Origin of the sequence: Pedobacter sp. PLR, assembly GCF_026239675.1 — a bacterium.
Lineage (GTDB): Bacteria > Bacteroidota > Bacteroidia > Sphingobacteriales > Sphingobacteriaceae > Pedobacter.
This window is the reverse complement of the sequence record NZ_JAPIVQ010000002.1, coordinates 199,093-218,333: the sequence shown is the minus strand read 5'-3', so window position 1 is coordinate 218,333 and position 19,241 is coordinate 199,093. Positions and strand designations below refer to the sequence as shown.

General features: G+C 40.9%; 13 protein-coding genes. 1 reads left to right on the top strand and 12 read right to left on the bottom strand.

Going from position 1 to position 19,241, the window contains the following annotated elements:
- Positions 1 to 15: 15 nt before the first annotated feature.
- The 12 genes from OQX61_RS04510 to OQX61_RS04455 form a co-directional block, all read right to left on the bottom strand.
- On the bottom strand, positions 16 to 681 hold the full coding sequence (locus OQX61_RS04510; RefSeq protein ID WP_265840487.1) for an SGNH/GDSL hydrolase family protein: 666 nt from the start codon (positions 679 to 681) through the stop codon (positions 16 to 18).
- A gap of 57 nt (positions 682 to 738) precedes the next feature.
- A complete protein-coding gene (locus tag OQX61_RS04505) occupies positions 739 to 1,680 on the bottom strand; it encodes a hypothetical protein (RefSeq protein ID WP_265840486.1) in 942 nt (313 codons plus the stop codon).
- Between the two features lie 12 nt (positions 1,681 to 1,692).
- A complete protein-coding gene (locus OQX61_RS04500; protein WP_265840485.1) occupies positions 1,693 to 2,880 on the bottom strand; it encodes a M20 family metallopeptidase in 1,188 nt (395 codons plus the stop codon).
- Entirely contained in the window at positions 2,864 to 3,322 is a 459-nt protein-coding gene (locus tag OQX61_RS04495) for an SPOR domain-containing protein (RefSeq protein ID WP_265840484.1), read from the bottom strand. The genes OQX61_RS04500 and OQX61_RS04495 overlap by 17 nt, the downstream gene beginning before the upstream one ends.
- Positions 3,323 to 3,392: 70 nt before the next feature.
- Positions 3,393 to 6,704 carry a preprotein translocase subunit SecA gene (gene secA / locus OQX61_RS04490; RefSeq protein ID WP_265840483.1) on the bottom strand — a complete coding sequence of 1,104 codons (3,312 nt, stop codon included), beginning with the start codon at positions 6,702 to 6,704 and terminating at the stop codon, positions 3,393 to 3,395.
- Positions 6,705 to 6,923: 219 nt separating this feature from the next.
- Complete coding sequence (locus OQX61_RS04485; protein ID WP_265840482.1) at positions 6,924 to 7,529, bottom strand: hypothetical protein; 606 nt, start codon at positions 7,527 to 7,529, stop codon at positions 6,924 to 6,926.
- Positions 7,530 to 7,602: 73 nt separating this feature from the next.
- Complete coding sequence (locus OQX61_RS04480; protein WP_265840481.1) at positions 7,603 to 8,928, bottom strand: DUF4302 domain-containing protein; 1,326 nt, start codon at positions 8,926 to 8,928, stop codon at positions 7,603 to 7,605.
- A 10-nt stretch (positions 8,929 to 8,938) separates the two neighbouring features.
- Positions 8,939 to 10,330 carry a substrate import-associated zinc metallohydrolase lipoprotein gene (locus OQX61_RS04475; protein ID WP_265840480.1) on the bottom strand — a complete coding sequence of 464 codons (1,392 nt, stop codon included), beginning with the start codon at positions 10,328 to 10,330 and terminating at the stop codon, positions 8,939 to 8,941.
- An 8-nt stretch (positions 10,331 to 10,338) separates the two neighbouring features.
- Positions 10,339 to 11,799 (bottom strand): RagB/SusD family nutrient uptake outer membrane protein, encoded by a 1,461-nt coding sequence (locus OQX61_RS04470; protein WP_265840479.1) that lies wholly within the window; start codon positions 11,797 to 11,799, stop codon positions 10,339 to 10,341.
- 10 nt (positions 11,800 to 11,809) lie between these two features.
- Entirely contained in the window at positions 11,810 to 15,505 is a 3,696-nt protein-coding gene (locus OQX61_RS04465; protein WP_265840478.1) for a SusC/RagA family TonB-linked outer membrane protein, read from the bottom strand.
- A 339-nt stretch (positions 15,506 to 15,844) separates the two neighbouring features.
- A complete protein-coding gene (locus OQX61_RS04460; protein ID WP_265840477.1) occupies positions 15,845 to 17,035 on the bottom strand; it encodes a FecR family protein in 1,191 nt (396 codons plus the stop codon).
- A 64-nt stretch (positions 17,036 to 17,099) separates the two neighbouring features.
- Positions 17,100 to 17,720 (bottom strand): RNA polymerase sigma-70 factor, encoded by a 621-nt coding sequence (locus OQX61_RS04455; RefSeq protein ID WP_265840476.1) that lies wholly within the window; start codon positions 17,718 to 17,720, stop codon positions 17,100 to 17,102.
- Between the two features lie 203 nt (positions 17,721 to 17,923).
- Here OQX61_RS04455 and purD point away from each other — a divergent pair, with 203 nt between their 5' ends.
- Positions 17,924 to 19,195 (top strand): phosphoribosylamine--glycine ligase, encoded by a 1,272-nt coding sequence (purD, locus tag OQX61_RS04450; RefSeq protein WP_265840475.1) that lies wholly within the window; start codon positions 17,924 to 17,926, stop codon positions 19,193 to 19,195.
- Positions 19,196 to 19,241 lie beyond the last annotated feature (46 nt).

The following is a 19,241-nucleotide window of genomic DNA, read 5'->3' as shown; positions in this document are numbered from 1 at the left end:
ATTTCTCCCTGTTGTTTATTTCAGCAAGGGGATTAATACTTCTGCAAGGGCCTGATTCCCTTTATTGTTCAAATGTACACCATCAGTGGTTAAAATGCCTTTGGCTACATCTGCTGTATTATTTTTCTCCGCATAGGTTTTAAACAAATTCCTCAGGTCACACAGCGGCAGTTTATTTTTCGTTGCAAGTTCTCTGATGGCTCCGGCATATTTATCCAGGTCGGCATCCATTTCATTCGCGCCATTTTTCTGCTCTCCGATCACCGCAGGCGTACATAAAACCACCTTTGCACCAGCAGACTGAATCTTATGGATCAATGCCTGATAAAAGGCAATAAACTTATCATAATCTGTACCCGTACGCATTGATTGTTTATGCCATACATCATTCACTCCGACATAGATCACAACCAGGTCTGGCTTTTTATCCAGCACATCCTGCTCCATCCGTAAGTAAAGGTCATAAATCTTATTTCCACCAATCCCTGACCCGATCACCTCATATTTCAAGGGATCCAGCGATTTGCGGATCAAGTCTACATAACCACCGGGTTCTACCCCCATCTGGGTGATAGAATCACCAAAAAAAATAATCTTTTTAGGCTTAACATTCATTGCAGTAAATAAAACAAGTAACACCAGAGGTGCAAGCAGCAGGCTTAACTTTTGAATATATTTCATGGGAATTATTTTTAGCAGAACAATCTGATGATCAAATATATTTTAAAATCCGGAAATCTATTTCCCGATAGTATAGTCCTTATGAACAATTAAAAAACTTGCCCGTTCTTCCTTTTTAAGCATATGATCCCAATTCCCCTGATACGTGATCTTCGTGGGCAATTTCTCTCCACCAAAATAACTCATTTCTATGTTCATCTGCACATTAAAATCAAACAACATATTGCTGTATTTCATGTCCACATAACGGCCGAGAATTTCCAAAGTACGCTGATCAAAAATAGTCGTCAGTTCCTTAATCATCAAGCCATCTTTGGTACCATTGCTCAGGTCTGGTTTCACCGTAACCTTGAAGCGGTATACCGGAATAGAATCCAGATAAGTCCCACTGGCATAGTTATAATCGTAATACTGACGCATATTGGCCGTAAAGATTTCTGTTTTACTCCCGATAAACGGCAAGCCTTTGATCGGCCTCCCCGGTGCAAAAATAAGGGTTTTCAGTTTATCCTTATAACTCTCATTACTTTCGGCGCCTTTACCGGTTGTCATTGGCCCTTCAGACACAAATTCTGACTTGTACGAATTCATAAAAATGTAATCGAACATCTCTATCGTATACAACTGGTACTTACCGTTTTTCTTATATACCTTTCCTGTATCCTGTTTCACCAGGTATTCCATCTTGACAGCCCCTTTAGGGTTATGCCTGATTTTACGGTAAATCTTACCGTTTACTTTATTCTTTTTATCGTAGGTATAAATTCTGTTTTCAGCAATAAAGCCATACTTCTTCATGTTCCGGAAGGCCTGATAAAAGCTGTTGTCGGTAATGATGGCATTGATAAACGTTTCTATACCGAACTTTTGCGTCGTGATATTGACCGTCGAATCCAGCTGGATCGTTTTGATCGTATCCGGGTTAAATCGTGGAATCTCCTGGCTAAAACCGTTCATAAACCAAAGTCCACAAACCGCTGATAAAAGTATTTTCTTCATTCGTCCGGCCCCTTAATTACCCAATTGCTTTAACGCAATATAAGCCATTAAGCCCGTAGACAATTTCAAAGCATCCTCATCAATATCGAAGTTTGGCGTATGCACAGAGTAACACGTATCCTTTGCTTTATTCCCGGTACCTAACCTGTAAAAACAAGCATCAGTAACCTGCGAATAATAAGCAAAATCTTCCGCAGCCATCCAGATATCCAGATCAAGTACATTCTCTTTTCCTAAATAATCCTCCGCAAAAGCACGTGCATTATCACTTAGTACCGGCTCATTGATCAGGTAAGGATAACCATTCATGATGTTAAAATCACAGCTGCCACCCATACTTTCAGCAATGCCTTCTGCCATTTTCTTCATTAGTTTTTTTGCTTCCTTACGCCAGTCCTCATTTAGTGTTCTGAAAGTACCTTCCATTTTCACTTCATTGGGAATGATATTCGTTGCACCATTTGCCTGTACCTTTCCAAAAGAAAGAACTGAAGGCAAACGAGGATCTGCATTTCTACTTACAATCTGTTGCAGTGCGACCACAATATGTGCAGCAATCAGTACCGGATCAATATTCTGATGTGGTTGTGCGCCATGACCACCTTTACCATGTACAGTAACGTAAAGCTCATCCGTAGAAGCCATATATATACCCGAGCGGAAACCAACCTTGCCGGCATCAATCAATGGCATCACATGCTGTCCAAGGATCGCCTGTGGCTTAGGATTCTCCAATACCCCTTCTTTAATCATGATACTTGCACCACCCGGCAATACTTCCTCACCCGGCTGAAAGATCAATTTGATCGTTCCTGCAAATTCGGCTTTCATGCTGTTCAGGATGTAAGCCGTTCCCAATAAAGAGGAACTGTGTACATCATGACCGCAGGCATGCATCACACCCGGATTTTTTGAAACATAAGGTTTGTCATTTGCCTCTATAATTGGCAAAGCATCCATATCCGCACGCAAAGCGATGATCTTATCAGAAGGGATCCCACCGGTAATCAATCCAACTACGCCCGTATTGGCCATCCCGGTATAAGGGATTCCCCATTCTTCCAGGTGACTTTTAATATAAGCTGAGGTTTCAAATTCCTTAAAGGAAAGTTCAGGATTGGCATGAATATGCTGACGGTAACCGCTCACCTGATCAAAAATATCAAGCGCAAGGGTTTGGATCTTATCTTTCATTGTCATTGCTATAATCTAGGTTAGGTGCATTTATTTTCTCCCTGAAAATAAACAGGGTTGGAAACATCGGTCTCAGCTCATTTAGCAAACGCTGGGCTTCCAGACGCGTTCTAAAATCGCCGACACGTAAATAATAGTTAGGTTCTTTATAGGTAATATAGGTATTCAGATTAGAGTAAGCCGATTTAAACCTGGCTTGTTCCGCAAATACCTGGCGCCTGTCGGAGCCATAGAATACCTGTACACGGTAACCCATCTGACCTACAATGGCCGTCCCTGGTTTAACCGGAGTACCGGTAGCAGCACCCGGAGATTTTGTATAAATAGCGATTCGTTTCGCAATCAGGCTATCAATCATGGGATCTTTAACCACTATTACCTCCCCTTTATGCTGTGCAAAAAGGACCATCGAGAAACAACAAAATATACTGGTGAATAATATCTTCATGAAAGGGCTTAAAAAAAAGAATGCCGAATTCTTTGTTACAAAAATCGGCATTCTAAATGTGTATTACAAATTACAATCCTGCGCCGTGGCAGTTTTTGAATTTCTTACCACTTCCACAAGGACACATATCGTTCCTGCCTACCGTAACTTCTTTACGGATCGGCTGCTGTGGAGCAGCTTCACGTGTATCTTCCATAGTCATCGGCTCATTGCCAACTGAAATCTCAAAATCCGCTTTCGTCGTTTTTAATTTGCTCGAAGCAGGTTTTGGTGCCTGAGCTTCTCTAACGTCATTAGGATCTGTTTCAATTGGAATACCACCTTTATATAAGAAACTAACCACTTCTTTATTTACGGCATTCAACATGTTTTTAAACAGGTTAAAGGCTTCCATTTTGTAAATGATCAGTGGATCTTTTTGTTCGTAAACCGCATTCTGAACCGATTGCTTCAATTCATCCATTTCACGCAAATGCTCTTTCCATGACTCATCGATCAAGGCAAGTACAATTGTTTTCTCGAATGATTTAGTTACCTCGCGGCCATTGTTGTCGATTGCTTTTCTCAAGCTAACCGGCACCTGGATGCTGCGGATACCATCAGTAAATGGAACGATGATTTGCTCAATGTGTTCTCCACGCTCGTCAAATACCTGTTTCAATACCGGCATTGCCTGTTGGATAATACCTTCAGATTTTCTGGCATAGAAAGCTGTCACCTCATCAAACAACTTATCTGTTAAGTGATGTACGTTTCTTGCACTGAATTCTGCCTCATCAATAGTGGTATCAGCAGAGAAGTTTTTGATCACTTCCAGTTTGAAACCTTCGTAATTTCCTTCTTCTTTATATTCAGTAACGATATCTTCTGCTACGTCAAAAGTCATGTTGTTCATGTCCACGTCTAAACGCTCACCGAACAATGCATTTTTACGTTTCGCATAAATTACAGTACGTTGTGAGTTCATCACATCATCGTACTCTAACAAACGCTTACGGATACCAAAGTTATTTTCTTCTACTTTCTTCTGTGCACGCTCAATAGATTTGGTGATCATCGAATGTTGAATTACTTCACCATCTTCGATACCCATTTTCACCATGATGTTAGAGATTCTTTCCGAACCAAATAACCTCATTAAGTTATCTTCAAGAGATACGAAGAACTGAGAAGAACCCGGATCACCCTGACGACCTGCACGACCACGCAACTGTCTGTCTACACGACGAGACTCATGACGCTCTGTACCCACGATAGCCAAACCACCTGCTTCTTTAACACCAGCACCTAATTTAATATCCGTACCACGACCAGCCATGTTGGTTGCAATCGTTACCTGTCCAGCCTGACCTGCTTCAGCTACGATATCTGCCTCTCTCTGGTGCATCTTCGCGTTCAACACATTGTGTTTAATACCACGAAGTTTTAACATTCTGCTCAATAACTCAGAAATCTCAACCGAAGTTGTACCAACCAATACCGGACGGCCTGCTTCAGTTAATTTAACGATCTCTTCTGCTACTGCATTGTATTTTTCACGAACCGTACGGTAAACGTAATCCTGGTGGTCAATTCTTGAGATCACTCTGTTTGTAGGGATTTCCACTACATCCAGTTTATAGATCGACCAGAACTCACCAGCTTCCGTAGTCGCTGTACCCGTCATACCACAAAGTTTATGGTACATACGGAAGAAGTTTTGAAGTGTAACCGTAGCATAAGTTTGTGAAGCATCTTCAACTTTCACATTTTCTTTTGCTTCAATCGCCTGGTGTAAACCGTCAGAATAACGACGGCCATCCATGATACGACCTGTTTGCTCATCTACAATTTTGATCTTACCTTCATCGATGATGTATTCAACATCCATCTCGAATAAAGTATAAGCTTTCAACAATTGGTTTACCGAGTGAATTCTTTCTGCTTTGATGGAGTAATCGCGCATCAGGGCATCCTTCTGTGCAATCTTCTCTTCATTACTCAGACTAGATTTTTCGATCTCAGCGATTTCTGTACCTACATCTGGTAATACAAAGAAATGAGCATCTTCACCGGATTTAGTGATTAACTCAATACCTTTTTCAGTAAGCTCTACCTGGTTGTTTTTCTCATCAATATAGAAGTACAATTCCGAATCTACTTTCGGCATGTTCTTCGACTGATCAGCCATGTAATGATTTTCAGTTTTCAATAAGGTTTGTTTCACACTACCCTCACTTAAAAACTTGATCAATGCTTTATTTTTAGGCAAACCACGGTGCGCACGTAAAAGTGCTAAACCACCTTCACCTTCTTCGGTTCCGGCTTTACCATCATTAATTAACTTCTTAGCTTCATTTAAAGCTTTAGTTACATATTCTCTTTGTGCAGCGACCAATCTTTCGATCCTTGGTTTCAGCTCATGGAATTCATGTTGATCTCCAAAAGGAACCGGACCAGAAATGATCAGGGGCGTACGGGCATCATCAATTAAAACTGAATCGACCTCATCCACCATCGCGAAATGCAATTTACGTTGCACCAGCTGATCTGGAGTCTGCGACATATTGTCACGCAGGTAATCAAAACCAAACTCATTGTTGGTACCGTAAGTAATATCAGCAAGGTAAGCATCACGACGCTCCTGAGAGTTTGGCTCATGCTTATCAATACAATCTACTTTAATACCATGGAATTCGAATAAAGGACCATTCCACTCCGAGTCACGTCGTGCCAGGTAATCATTCACGGTTACAATGTGTACCCCTTTACCAGCAAGCGCATTCAGATAAGCAGGTAATGTACTTACCAAAGTCTTACCCTCACCCGTAGCCATCTCAGAGATTTTACCACTGTGCAATACCATACCACCGATCAACTGAACATCGTAATGTACCATGTTCCATTTCACTTCAGTACCCGCAGCATCCCATGTATTTGCCCAGAAAGCTTTGTCGCCTTCAATGACAACGTTGCTTCTGCGAACCGCATAATCTCTGTCGTGCTGACTTGCAGTCACTTCTAAGCGTGCATTTTCAGAAAAACGTCTCGAAGTTTCTTTCACCACTGCGAATGCCTGTGGAAGAAGATCTAACAATACTACCTCTAATTCTTTATCACGTTCTTTAATCAGTTCATCGATCTGATCATATAAGGCCGTTTTTGCAACCAATGACAAATCCTGACCTTCACCATCAGCTTTTAAGCCAGTGATTTTTCCGTCAATATCTGCTAAAGCCTGTGCAATAACATCTTTAAAATAAACCGTTTTGTTACGCAACTCATCATTGCTCAGTACAGAAAGCTTCGAATACTCTTCGTTAATCCTGATAACTATAGGCTGTAAAGCCTTAATATCTCTTTCCGATTTGCTTCCAAATACTTTGGTTAAAAATCCTAACATCTTTTATGTTTGTGTTTATTGTTTATTACTAATTGAAAAACGTACATTTTACAACAACCAGGCCATATCAAACTATAAGTCAGAATGGCAGTCATCGGGCGCTAAAATTACAAAATATCCTGTAATTTGCTTTAGCATCGCCATTTTATTTATAAATCTTTAACAATCAATATAAGAGGCAGGAAATACGCCATAAACAACTAGCTAACAATAGTGTAACTATACCGACTTAACTTTAAACCCGGCTTCCTGTGAACGAAGTTCCGCTAATTGCTGTCTCGCCTCTTTCACACTATACCAATTTTTAAACTTAAATAAACCAAACTTTTCCGCCAGAAACCAAAAGCCCAACAGGAACATCAACATCCCATACGATTGAAACACCCCCCATATGTTGCCAAATCTGGACATGTTATCCAGCAAATGAACAGCAGGCAAAACGACAGCAATACCAGTCAGACCAATAAGAACACACCATTTTATGAAGCCACTTACCAAAGCATAATAGCCAATTGTTTGCTCCAGATCATTCAATGTACCTGATTTGTAATTAACCTTCAGCATCATCCTTCTTGCCAGCAGTAAGACCGCTAACGTCAGCAGTAATAAAGCCATCAGCATCACATTTGGCACCATAAGGTTTTCAAAAAAGGCAGCCTTTTTCTCTGCCCACCTCAGGCTCAGGAAAATCAACAAATAAACACTACAAAAGTAAATTCCATACGTATAACTTTTCTTAATTCTCCTGGCAACGGCATTTGATTTTATGCCGATCATCTCCCTGGATTCAGGAGACACAGCAGTACTTAATTTCTCTAAATTCATCTGGTTATGATTTATAGAAGAACCCGCATCAAATGACTTAATGCGGGTTCTTTACCATTTAAAAATCTTTCTTTTAGTACAATTCGAAAGTCATTACAATCGAAGGATTGGTTACACTAGACATTTTCGCAAACAAGCTATTCCCACTTAAAGAATAATCAAACGTAATCTTGTTCGATAAAATGAAATTATGTAACCTGGACTGTAGATTGATTGCATAACCACCGGTAGGTGCTGCACTAAGGGTAAAGGTATACACCCCGCTGGCATCTCTTGTATAGTTGTAAATTGTGCTTGTACTCCATCCGGACGATCCACCATTCTGGCTGACGAAGGCATTCAATGTTAACTTCTTGTTGTTAACATCCCATGCAAAAGTAAGATCTCCATAGTTAAATGTGGCACCAATACCAATTACTGCTGGTACGGTTAAATTCGTATAGAAGTAATTCAGGATATCAGCACCAGGGGCAGTAGTTCCTGGATTAATGGTTTTATAGTCGGAATACATTCCGCTAAATTTCGATCCCCATAACTGATCCAGGGTAAGCAATGGCAGCGCCGAATTTTTCACCAGATACTCCTTACCTGCCTGATCGTATAATGCCAGGGTATTAGCATCTTTCCAGCCCAGCCTGACAAAGGTTACGCCCTCGTAAGAAAAACCGCCGGCCAAAATATCTGCACCATACAAAGTATAGGCAAACACACCCGTTTGCGAATTTATAGTTCCATCGGTCTTCTCTCCCGTAAGGTTGATCATCTTTGATGTATTGCCTAAAGAAAGACCTGCTTTTAAAGCCCCGATCTCTATGTAAGGATTTTGATTGTCCACAAGAAATGCTTTCAACTTATCAATTGCGGCTTTATAACCACCCGTTTGATAGCTTGTTTTCTCCACTGCAGTAGCCTTCACTAAAATCAGCGTCTGGCGGTATCTTTTACCTGTAAATAAGATACTATCTCCGCTAATGCGTTTAAAGATAAAGTCTACATCACTTTTAAAACCCGTTTTTGCAGCACCGCCGTAGGTGGAAGGATCAGGGTCATTTAACCAGGTTAAATAAGTGTAGGTATCAAAAACCAGGTCTATCCCGGCATCTTGTTTAATCCGGTACGTAGAAACAATTTCCTTGCGGGAACTGACGTCGGTTAAATCTGCATAACTGGTTAACACCTCTTTGTCATCAAAGCTCATGTGAAAACCGTAGCCACCGCCTGCACCTGTTGGCAAGGTTGCGATCCATCCATTTGGAGCAGCCGTCAGCGCCTCCCGTACTAAAGCGATTTGCTTCCCTACCCTAATTTCCGGTGGTTCATCAAACTTAGGAACGTAGTTTGATTTCTTGCAGGAGGAAAACATTAAAATGGCAACAAATAAATATATTAATTTTTTCATTTTCTTCTAATTATAAGGTTTGACCTAATGACCCATAAAAATAATTCCCTGGATTATCTTTCACATAAAGACGTCCGAAATCTGCATAAGAACCTCCATTAATATTCTTCGGCATCCACGCTCCGATAAAGGTTTTACCCGTTAAATAAGCCTGAATACTACTGCCAAATGCGGTTGCAAAAACTGCCGCATTAGCATAATAATCTGCCGTACCTGCCTGAGCAATTTTAGTAAATACTACTGCACCGGTTGTTGGATTCACCGTATACGAAAACGTATAATCTGCAAAAAGTTGTCCTCCTCCCGCAGCCGGGCTAATCGCCAGACGAACAGTTAAAGCAGTGGCTGATGAAAATCTAAGGGTGATGTTATCCAGGTGATACTTAACTGTACCATTGAATTTCAAAATCGCGTCTTTCAGTTGCTCATAAGGCACTCTAAAATCTTCGGAAACCCCATTAGCCGTATACAAGGGATCTTCCAGATTGATGGTCATGGTTTTATACAGATTCTTACTCATCCAATAAGGAAAAGAAAGCGTAGGATCTTTAATTTCATTTTGCATATAATCCTGAATCTCCCTTTGTAAACTTCTGAAATCAACATTCAGTGCCGTATTAAAGTAATTCACTGCATTCAGTGCTTTTTGTTTCAACCTTAACTTCGCTTTATCATTTGGCGCTGTATTGGTATAATCATCATAGTAAGACTGACCGCTCACCAACAAAGTAGCGACCGTTTCTGCATAGTCTTCTGTTGGGCTACCACTCGCATAACTCCCTAAGAAACCATTTGATTTGGCCACAGCAGCACTGGTAGAGTTCCATGGCTGTTTATAGGTACCTTCAGAAATGCCTTCAAAATCAACAGGAATAGCAACAAGCTGATTCAGAATGTGCGTAAATTCATGGTGAATGATAAACATTCTGGTCTTTGTAAAACCATAATCGGTACTGTAATTATTTAAGCCATAAAGGGTAATTCTTCTACCACCGGAGGCAGTCCCGGCAATCGCTGATCCATCCGTCTGGTATAAAGGCGAGCCATACAAAACCCATTCTTTAGGATTTGTTTTTTGAACAAATGGCAAACCGGCAATTTTAGTATATGGCTTAATAAATCCATCCAATACCGTTTGCATCATTGGCCTCACATTCTCAGCCTTCAAAGGAGCAACATCAGCCGCAGGTTCCCCATAATAATACCTGTTGTACCTGTAAACCACATTCATGTTGTAAGGATCAAGGAATGTTTTGGTTAACCATTGACCCAACTCACTATCATCCTTTGGCTGATCTAAATTATATTTGTTGAAATCAACATCTAAAGTTTCTGTTTTACGACACGATGATACGGCAACAAACAAACCCATTACCACCAGCGTCTTATAAATATTTTTCATAATCTTATCTATCTTGGGTTTAATTCAATACCTGCTAATTTTACTTCATTCGGCAATTGGAACAACCTACGTGGATCTTCTGGCTTCAATTCAATCCAGGCTTCTGTTGGACCATTGAATACATTATGTTTCACGGTTAAACGGTGACGCACAATATCCATCCATCGGATACCTTCTTCCAAAAACTCTGCTTTTTTAGAATCCAGGATCACTTTAATCAATCCTTCTTTAGGATCAGCAATTCCATAAAATTCCTTAAGCTTATCTAAAGTCACCCCGTTACTAGCAGGGTTAAAAGCCAGAACCCGAACACTTAAGAAATCATTGATATCCTTTAAAGCCAGGTCAAATTGACCCAATTGCACATATGCCTCCGCTCTGTTCATCAGAGATTCATCCGCAGTAAGCAAAGGCATCACCAGGTATGGGAATCCAATCCCCGGCCCGGTATAAAAGAAGTAACCCGAATATTTAAGGGTACCATAATTACCTGCACTCCATTGGTACACTTTATTGGTCAGGAGTTTTCCGGTGATGTTTGCACCAGTAAACATTAAGGCCATTTTAACCCCAAAACCATGACGTGGACTGGTTTGATAATGGTGCGTACTGTAGCAATTGCCCAGCAACAGTGCTGTTCTCTGGTTAGACTTGGTATAGTTTTGTTGGTGATCGGGGTTGCTCATCACATTAAGCGTGGTAGAAACCGGACGCATACTATTGATGAAATCACCACCCGGTGCCGTTAAAGTGGAGTACTTAATCACTTTCTCCCAATCCGCTTTAAAGGTGTAAAAACGAGAAGCAAAAGCATTTGCAGCCGCAGGTGTAAAGTGATATTTAGGTACGGAATAAGCAGAAGGTGAAAGCAATGGAAGGCCCTCAAGAAGATCCTTTTCGATCTTATCATAAGTTTCCTGTACCGTACCACGCGCATATTGCTTCAGGGCAACTATTTCCGAAGTCGTTACATAGGGGATACCCGGTGAATTATTTGAGCCTCCTTTTTCATAAGGTTTCGCAAAAAATACAGCCAGCATAAAATGGGCGTAAGCACGGGCAACTAAAGCTTCTCCTTTATAAGGAAGCACTGCATTTCCAAAGTTTCCTTGCTCAATGCTTTCCAGTGCCTGATTGGCAGCCGCGATAGCCTCATAACAACCATTCCAGTAATTGCCGGAAGAATTGGTTCCGGTACCCGGAAGATCCTGCCAGTAATAAGGAACATCAAATTCCTGATTTAAACTACCCACTCCCGGAGATTTTTCCTCGGTATTGTCTGAAGCGGCCTCCGCAAAGGTCAGGTAATCTGCTGTTGGATAAGCGGTAGCCACCAACTGCGCTACTTTTTCAACGGTATTTATTTCGGTTCTATTGTCAGGATTGGTATCTAAATACTTCTTACAAGATTGAGAAGTAACTAAAAGAGCAGCTCCGGATAGAATAAATGCTATTTTATTAAATTTCATAATTTTTCTTTTAAAAGCCCATTTTTAATGACAAGGTATATTGTGTAGGCACAGGTAGAGCTACCCCTCCGGTATTGAAGAATTCAGGATCTTCCCCATTCAATCGTTTATCTGAATACAATACCAATAAATTATTGGAAGCAAAGGTTAGCGAAGCTCCGGACATCCCCAGTTTAGAATACAGGCTTCTTGGAAGTGAATAACCAAGAGAGATCTGTTTCAGCTTGATATAATCCCCTTTAACTACCCTTTCTGTAGAATAATTGTAGACATTATAAGGGTATCTGGCATCAACCGTTCCACCTGATGAACTCACGATTGATTTTGCAGTAAGTGGATCCAGCAAAGCAGGAATAGAAGTAAAGCGTTCATCGCCAGGCATCACCCATCTGTTCAATATATCCCTTGTTAAAGTGGTCATATCCGAATATTCAGAAGCAATAGTTGGTGTCAATCGCAATACATTACCTGCTGAGAAAGTCATTAAGGCACCCAGGGTAAAGTTTTTATACTTGAATTGATTGAAGAATCCACCGGTAGTAGTCGGATCTGTAGGACCTTCATATTTCAACATACTAATATCATCCCCTTGTAAATTCACATAGGTCGTTGGCTCACCATCTTCCCCATAAAATGTTGGGTAACCATATTCAGGATTCAATCCTGCAAAGCGTACAGAGAATAAACCTCTTTGCGGATAACCCAGCACAGCACCACCGGTAGCAGAAACTGCTCTCCAGATGTTTGGTGCCACATCCAATTCGTCAATTTTATTCTTATTAAAGGCAATATTGAAGTTTGTAGTCCATTGAAAGTCTTTACCAACAACCGGTTTTCCAACAATCGAAAACTCTAGTCCTTTACTGGACATCTTACCATAATTGGCCTTTTTCTGTGATTGTCCACCAATACCTGATGTTTTTAAATCACCAATCAAATCATAGATGTTACGGTTATACACATCTACTGTTAAGCCTACACGGCTGTTTAAAAATCTCAAATCCAAACCAATGTTTGCATCATAAGATTTTTCCCAGGTCAACTCTGTATTCTGTAAATCTGAAATGTAAGTCTGCACTTCCTGATCATTCAATGCCGCTCTTCTGGAAATCTGATCATAGAACACAGCCAATGAATTGGTTGCACTTCCGATACTTGCGGTCAGACCATAAGACCCACGCAATACAGCAGAGGAAAGCCATTCATTCTTTGGCCAGAAAGACTCCTGATCGATGTTCCAGGCACCTGAAACGTTCCAGGTAGGCAACCAGCGTGCAGTAGTACTTTTTCCCATTTTATTAGAACCGTCATAACGGGTGGTTGCGTTGAAGCTGTATTTCCCTTTATACGAGTAAGCAGCCCTCAACATATAGGCAACAAAACGGTCATAACCTTTGGCCATCCCGAAATAAGGCTGACCAGATTCACCCGCTTCTTTGAAATACATGTAATTCGGACTTACCAAACCACCGTTTTGATATTGGTAACCTACCCCATCAAAAAATTGAGTTTGTCTGTCCACATAACGTACTTCCATTGATCCGAACACGTTTACCAAATGATCTTCCGTGAATTTGGTATCATAAACCAGGTCATGTCTGAAATAATAATTGGTCAGGTTGTTTCCTGAAATATTGTAGAAACCACCACTAGGCAAAAGACTTGTCCTTAATCCTGTTGGATTATCCGGATTCTTGTATAAATTCTCATTCTCCCCTACACTTGTTGCATCCCCACCAGATCTAAAAGCCTGCACCTGATTGGATTTCTCCAGGATATTATTCTGTGTTTCCGTTCTTGCAAAACGATAAGAAGTATTGATCGCATACGTTAAGCTTGGAAGAATCTTGTACTTCAATCCTGCCTGAACTTTTAAATCGATCATTCCTAACTTCAGGTAGTTATTCTCAATCTCATTCAGGATATTGAAAGGTGCATAGTTTCTGGTAAAGAATTCCAGGTTTCCGTTTTCATCATAAGGCGTCAACATTCTGCTGGTATTCCTGGCATAGCTGAAAGGATTGATGTCAAAGTTCCTGTAGTAACTTCCATAAACAGGATCTGATTCCTGAACAGTTGAACCACCCGGAGCTTTCTGATTACGGACAGAACCGGTAGTCAGGAATTCGAAGCTTAACTTATCACTGGTATTGAAATTTACCCTGTAGTTACCGGTAAAACGGTCTACGCCATTTCCAAGCGTCTGCCCTGCGTCATGAAGGAAAGAGGTAGAGGCGTAAGTCTGTAATTTCTCTGTTCCTGAATTCACACTCAGGGAATGTTCCTGTTGTAAAGAATTTTTAAACAAAACATCAAACCAATCGGTATTGGCATTGGCATATCTGGTCAGGAAGGCACTCTGACTTGGTGCATCAAAACGCAAAGCAAAGGTATTGGTAGCCGCATTATAATTATACAATTCATTGTACATTTTGAAAAACACCCCACCATCTTTACCTCTTGAAGAGCCTGGTACCTGGTAAGCACCTTTATTCAGGTACTCTACCAAAACGCCCATCTGTTCCTCAGAGTTTAAAATATCCGTCTGATTATAACTTGGTTTAGAATAAGTGGTAAAATTACCGGTATAACTAATTCTTGGTGCACCATCTGTTTTTCTACCTTTTTTAGTAGTCACAACGATTACCCCGTTCATGGCACGAGCACCATACATGGCTGTTGCAGCGGCATCTTTCAGGATATTGAAACTTTCAATATCATCCGGATTGAGGCCTGCTACAGAAGAACCCAGCAAAGTACTTGCATCTCCGGTAGACAATGCTTCATTGGAAATATTGACTACATCTTCCAGAATAATCCCATCGACTACCCAAAGTGGCTTATTGTCTCCGGAAAGAGAGGTTGCTCCACGCACCCTGATTTTTGGCGCAGCTCCAAATGTTCCGGAAACGTTCTGCACCGTCACACCAGCAGCCTGGCCTTCCAGCATACGACTGATATCGGCAACCCCCGGACGTTCAATTTCCGAGGCTTTCAAAGTCACCGCAGCACCGGTAAATAACCTACGATCCAGTACCTGGTAACCTGTAGACACCACATTTACCTCATTCAGCTGATTGGCATCTTCCTCTATGGTAATGTTCATGGTTTTGGAGTCATTAACTGCACGTTCTACCATTTTATAACCGATAGAATTAAAGGTTAAGCTTGCTTTTCCATCCACTTTGATAGAAAATTCCCCATCTCCGTTGGTAGAGACTGCATTTTTCGGGTTTCCCTTTTCACGCACACTAACACCTGGCATCGCTCTGCCCTGCTTGTCTTTCACCTTTCCGGTAACTGTAATCACGGCCATATAATCCGAAATCCGATCGAACAAAGTCTTTGGTTTAGGGGTAATCAAGATTGTTTTGTCTTCAATAGAGAAGGTAAGGTCCTTTCCCGAAAGAATGGTCTTCATCACTTCATCTACCTCAGTTTGATAAAAGTTGGCATTTACCCTGGTGGTACTTTTTATTTTATTGGTAGACAATAAAACATCGTATCCGGTCTGCTTTCTAATCTCTTTAAACAACTTTTCGAAGGTCACATTGGACTCCTTCAAAGTAATCGTCTGCCCGAAAGAAGCAGCGTTCACCTGAAAAAGGGTAACCAGTAAAAAAACTACTGTTAATTTCATGACTAATAAGAACTTCGTGTTATAGCCGGGAGGCATACACACAAATCTGGTATAATTTTTATACATTTAATGGTCTGTTTTTTTTACGAAATAGCAGAGGTTTACACGCTAAAGTTATTTCGTCGTTAAATCCAAGAAATAATTGATTTTTTCAATTGATGGCCGTAAAACGGCGGGTTAAAACAGATAAATCGAAAGGGGTGTTCGTAGCACTCCTTTCATTTTTCTTAACCCCTGAGGCTAAAAGCGATTGTAGTATTTTCTCATGTTTCGTTTGGTTTAGGTTTAAAATCTATTAGTTAAAAAGTATGGCACTACGAAAAGAGCTGGTTGGGCTCCTCTTTTTAGAGGTGGTTAATCTCTTTAATATTGTTTCTCTTTAATGCGGTTTTCTCTTCCAGGGACTTAGTCTCTTTTATCCTGTTTATACACGACAATCTTATTGGACAGCACTTCATAACGCACTTCTCCTGTTTGCCCAAGCTTGTCTAGAATTTTCGATACCTTATCAAATCTGTTTAATGTCCCATAGTACATGACATCTTTTGCGGCAGGATCAGCAAACACGACTTCTACATTATACCATCTGGAAATTTTCCGCATGATACTCTCCTGCTTTTCATTGTTGAACATGAAATAACCGTCTTTCCAGGCGGTCACCGTCTCCAGATCCGGCCTGGTGACCGAGATCCCTGCATTCGTCAACACCGATTGCTCTCCGGGTTTTAACAACTGCTCTTCATTACCTTCGTTTTTCAACACCCGTACACTGCCTTCTAAAAGCGTTGTTCTAACAACACCTTCTTCAGGGTAAGCATTGATGTTAAAATGAGTTCCCAGTACCTGTACATCTTGTTTCGGGTTATGGACTATAAATGGACGATCAGCATCTTTGGCGACTTCAAAATAGGCCTCCCCTTTTAAGGTCACTTCACGTGTTTTCAATTTTGAAAAAGTAACAGGATAGGTTAAGGAAGATTCTGCGTTTATCCACACCATGGTGCCATCAGGCAAATGAATCTGCCATTGCCCACCTTTTGGAGTGGCAATCGTATTATGGATAGAATTGTCTGCTTTTAGCGGTATCCCCGCAACCTCATAGACCAATTTCCCATCGGCAGTTTTCGTGATGGAAATGCCCGCGTCTTTGATCACAGCTCCGCCAGTAGCTGCGGTCAGGGAAATTGTTTTCCCATCGGCAAGCGTCAGCACCGCCTGGTTTCCTGCTGGTGCGATGTCTTTTGCAAAGAGCTGAACATTTGGTTTAAGCGGAGGTGTAAGATAAAAATACAGTGCGATGGAGCCAATCAGAAATACAGCCGCTGCAGATGCCCATTGCATTTTAGAAAACAACAAACGACGCTTAACAGGAACTTTCGATTTATCCACAGATAAGATGGAGGCCAACATTCTTTCGCTATTTACAGGTTCGGTCAGCAGATGAGGATCAACCATTTCTTCCGCCATCATTTCAGCAATTACCGCTGCCAATACCTCCGGTGAAGATTGAATCAGTGTTGAAAGTAGCTTACGCTCCTCTGCTGTAATGCTCCCCGATTGGAACTGTTGTAATAAATAATGTGGTGTTTTTTCCATGCGATTCTTATACTAAGAAGCCGCAAAATCAAATAAGGACTATCAAGAAAATGGATTATTTGAATTATTTTTTCCAGAACAATAAAAAAAGCAGACTTAATTCAATTCCATTAGCAATAAGATTCGCTCTAATGCACTTTAATGCAGTAATTAATGTGTTTTTAACGGTATTTTGAGATAAATTCAATTTTTCTGAAATCTCAGGAATACTCAATCCTTCCAGCCGGCTTAATTGGTAAACCGTTTTACGCTGAGGGCTAAGGGTTTCCACCGCACGGGCAATAATCCCTTTCAATTCATTAAAATGAACGGATTCCATGGTCTCATTATTCAGGGGTTGTAATGGGACATTTTTTGCCTCATCCATCGCTTTTTCTTGTCGCAAGGCTTTACGCAAATAGCTCAGACATTCATTAGAAACAAACTTGTACAGGTAAGCCTGAATGTTTTCTACCTCGTCCAAACGGTCTCTGTTTAACCAGATGCGGACAAATGCCTCCTGGATCACTTCTTCCGCAGCCTCAGTAGACCTGGTGAATTTTAGTGCAAAAGATTGCAGAACCGGCAGGTAATGATAAAACAATACACCAAAGGATTGTTCGCACCCTTCAGAGATTTGCTGTAATACTGCGCTTTCATTCTCAATCCTCTTCAGGGCCATACTTCCTATACTTGCAACAATCATAAATCAATTGACCGTAACTTTTCAGTTATCCAATAATAAATAATTAATTCCATTTAGCATTCACATTCCCCAAATGTATTTTTTAGTCATTTTTTTAATATTCAACTTAAACTGTGATAATTTAGCTAAAGCGGTATATTTGCCGCTACGAACCGGGCAGATACCCGATCCACCTAACAATTCAAACAACAAATCATACATAGATGAATATCTTACTATTAGGTTCTGGCGGCAGAGAAAGTGCATTAGCCTGGAAAATGAGCCAATCTTCTCAATGTTCTCAACTGTTTATTGCACCAGGCAACGGTGGTACCGGTGCTTATGGAAAAAATATCAGCCTGAACCCTAATGATTTTGAAGCCGTTAAAGCTTTCGCCTTAAAAGAAGCTATTGAACTTTTAGTAGTTGGCCCGGAAGAACCCCTGGTTAATGGCATCCATGATTTCTTTGTGAATGATGCGGCATTAGCGCACATCCCTGTTATCGGTCCTAAAAAAGAAGGTGCAATCCTGGAAGGAAGTAAAGATTTCTCTAAGCAATTCATGGCTCGCCATGGTATCCCAACACCAGGATCAAGGTCTTTCAGCAATGAAAACCTGGAAGAAGGATTGGCTTACCTTGCAGCTCATGCCCTTCCGATTGTTTTAAAAGCAGACGGATTAGCAGCAGGAAAAGGTGTATTGATTCTGGAAAGTATCGAAGAAGCACAGGCAGAATTAAAGCTGATGCTGGGTGGTAAATTCGGTAATGCCGGAAGTACCGTGGTCGTAGAAGAGTTCCTTACCGGAATAGAGCTTTCTGTTTTCGTATTGTCGGATGGTAAAAACTATGTGATCCTTCCTGAGGCTAAAGACTATAAAAAAATCGGACAGGCAGATACCGGCCTGAACACTGGTGGAATGGGATCCGTATCTCCGGTACCTTTCGCAGATGCAGCTTTCCTGACTAAAGTAGAGCAGAAAATCATCATTCCTACCATTGAAGGTTTGAAGAAAGACAAAATTGATTATACCGGCTTTATCTTCTTTGGTTTATTCAAAGTTGGTGATGAGCCTTTAATTATAGAGTACAATTGCAGAATGGGCGATCCGGAAACGGAAAGCGTAATTCCACGTATCGAAAACGATCTGGTAGAACTGTTCATGGCAACTGCTCAAAAGAAATTAAAAGACTATAAATTAACCATCAGTCCTAAAAATGCAGCAACCGTAATGATCGTTGCAGGTGGCTATCCTGGTGATTACGAAAAAGGGAAAGTCATTACCGGCATTGAAAATGTGCGTAATTCTCATGTATTCCAGGCAGGAACCGCTTTAGAAGGTGGTATCGTGAAAACAAATGGCGGAAGAGTACTTGCCGTTACAAGTTTACAAGACAGTCAGTTTGAAGCTTTACAATGTGCGACAGGTGATGCTGCACGCATTTACTTTGATGGTAAATATTTCAGGGAAGATATTGGTTTCGACTTAATGTAAGTAGTCGTATTAAAATAAAAAACGGCTTTGTTCTAAGAACAAGGCC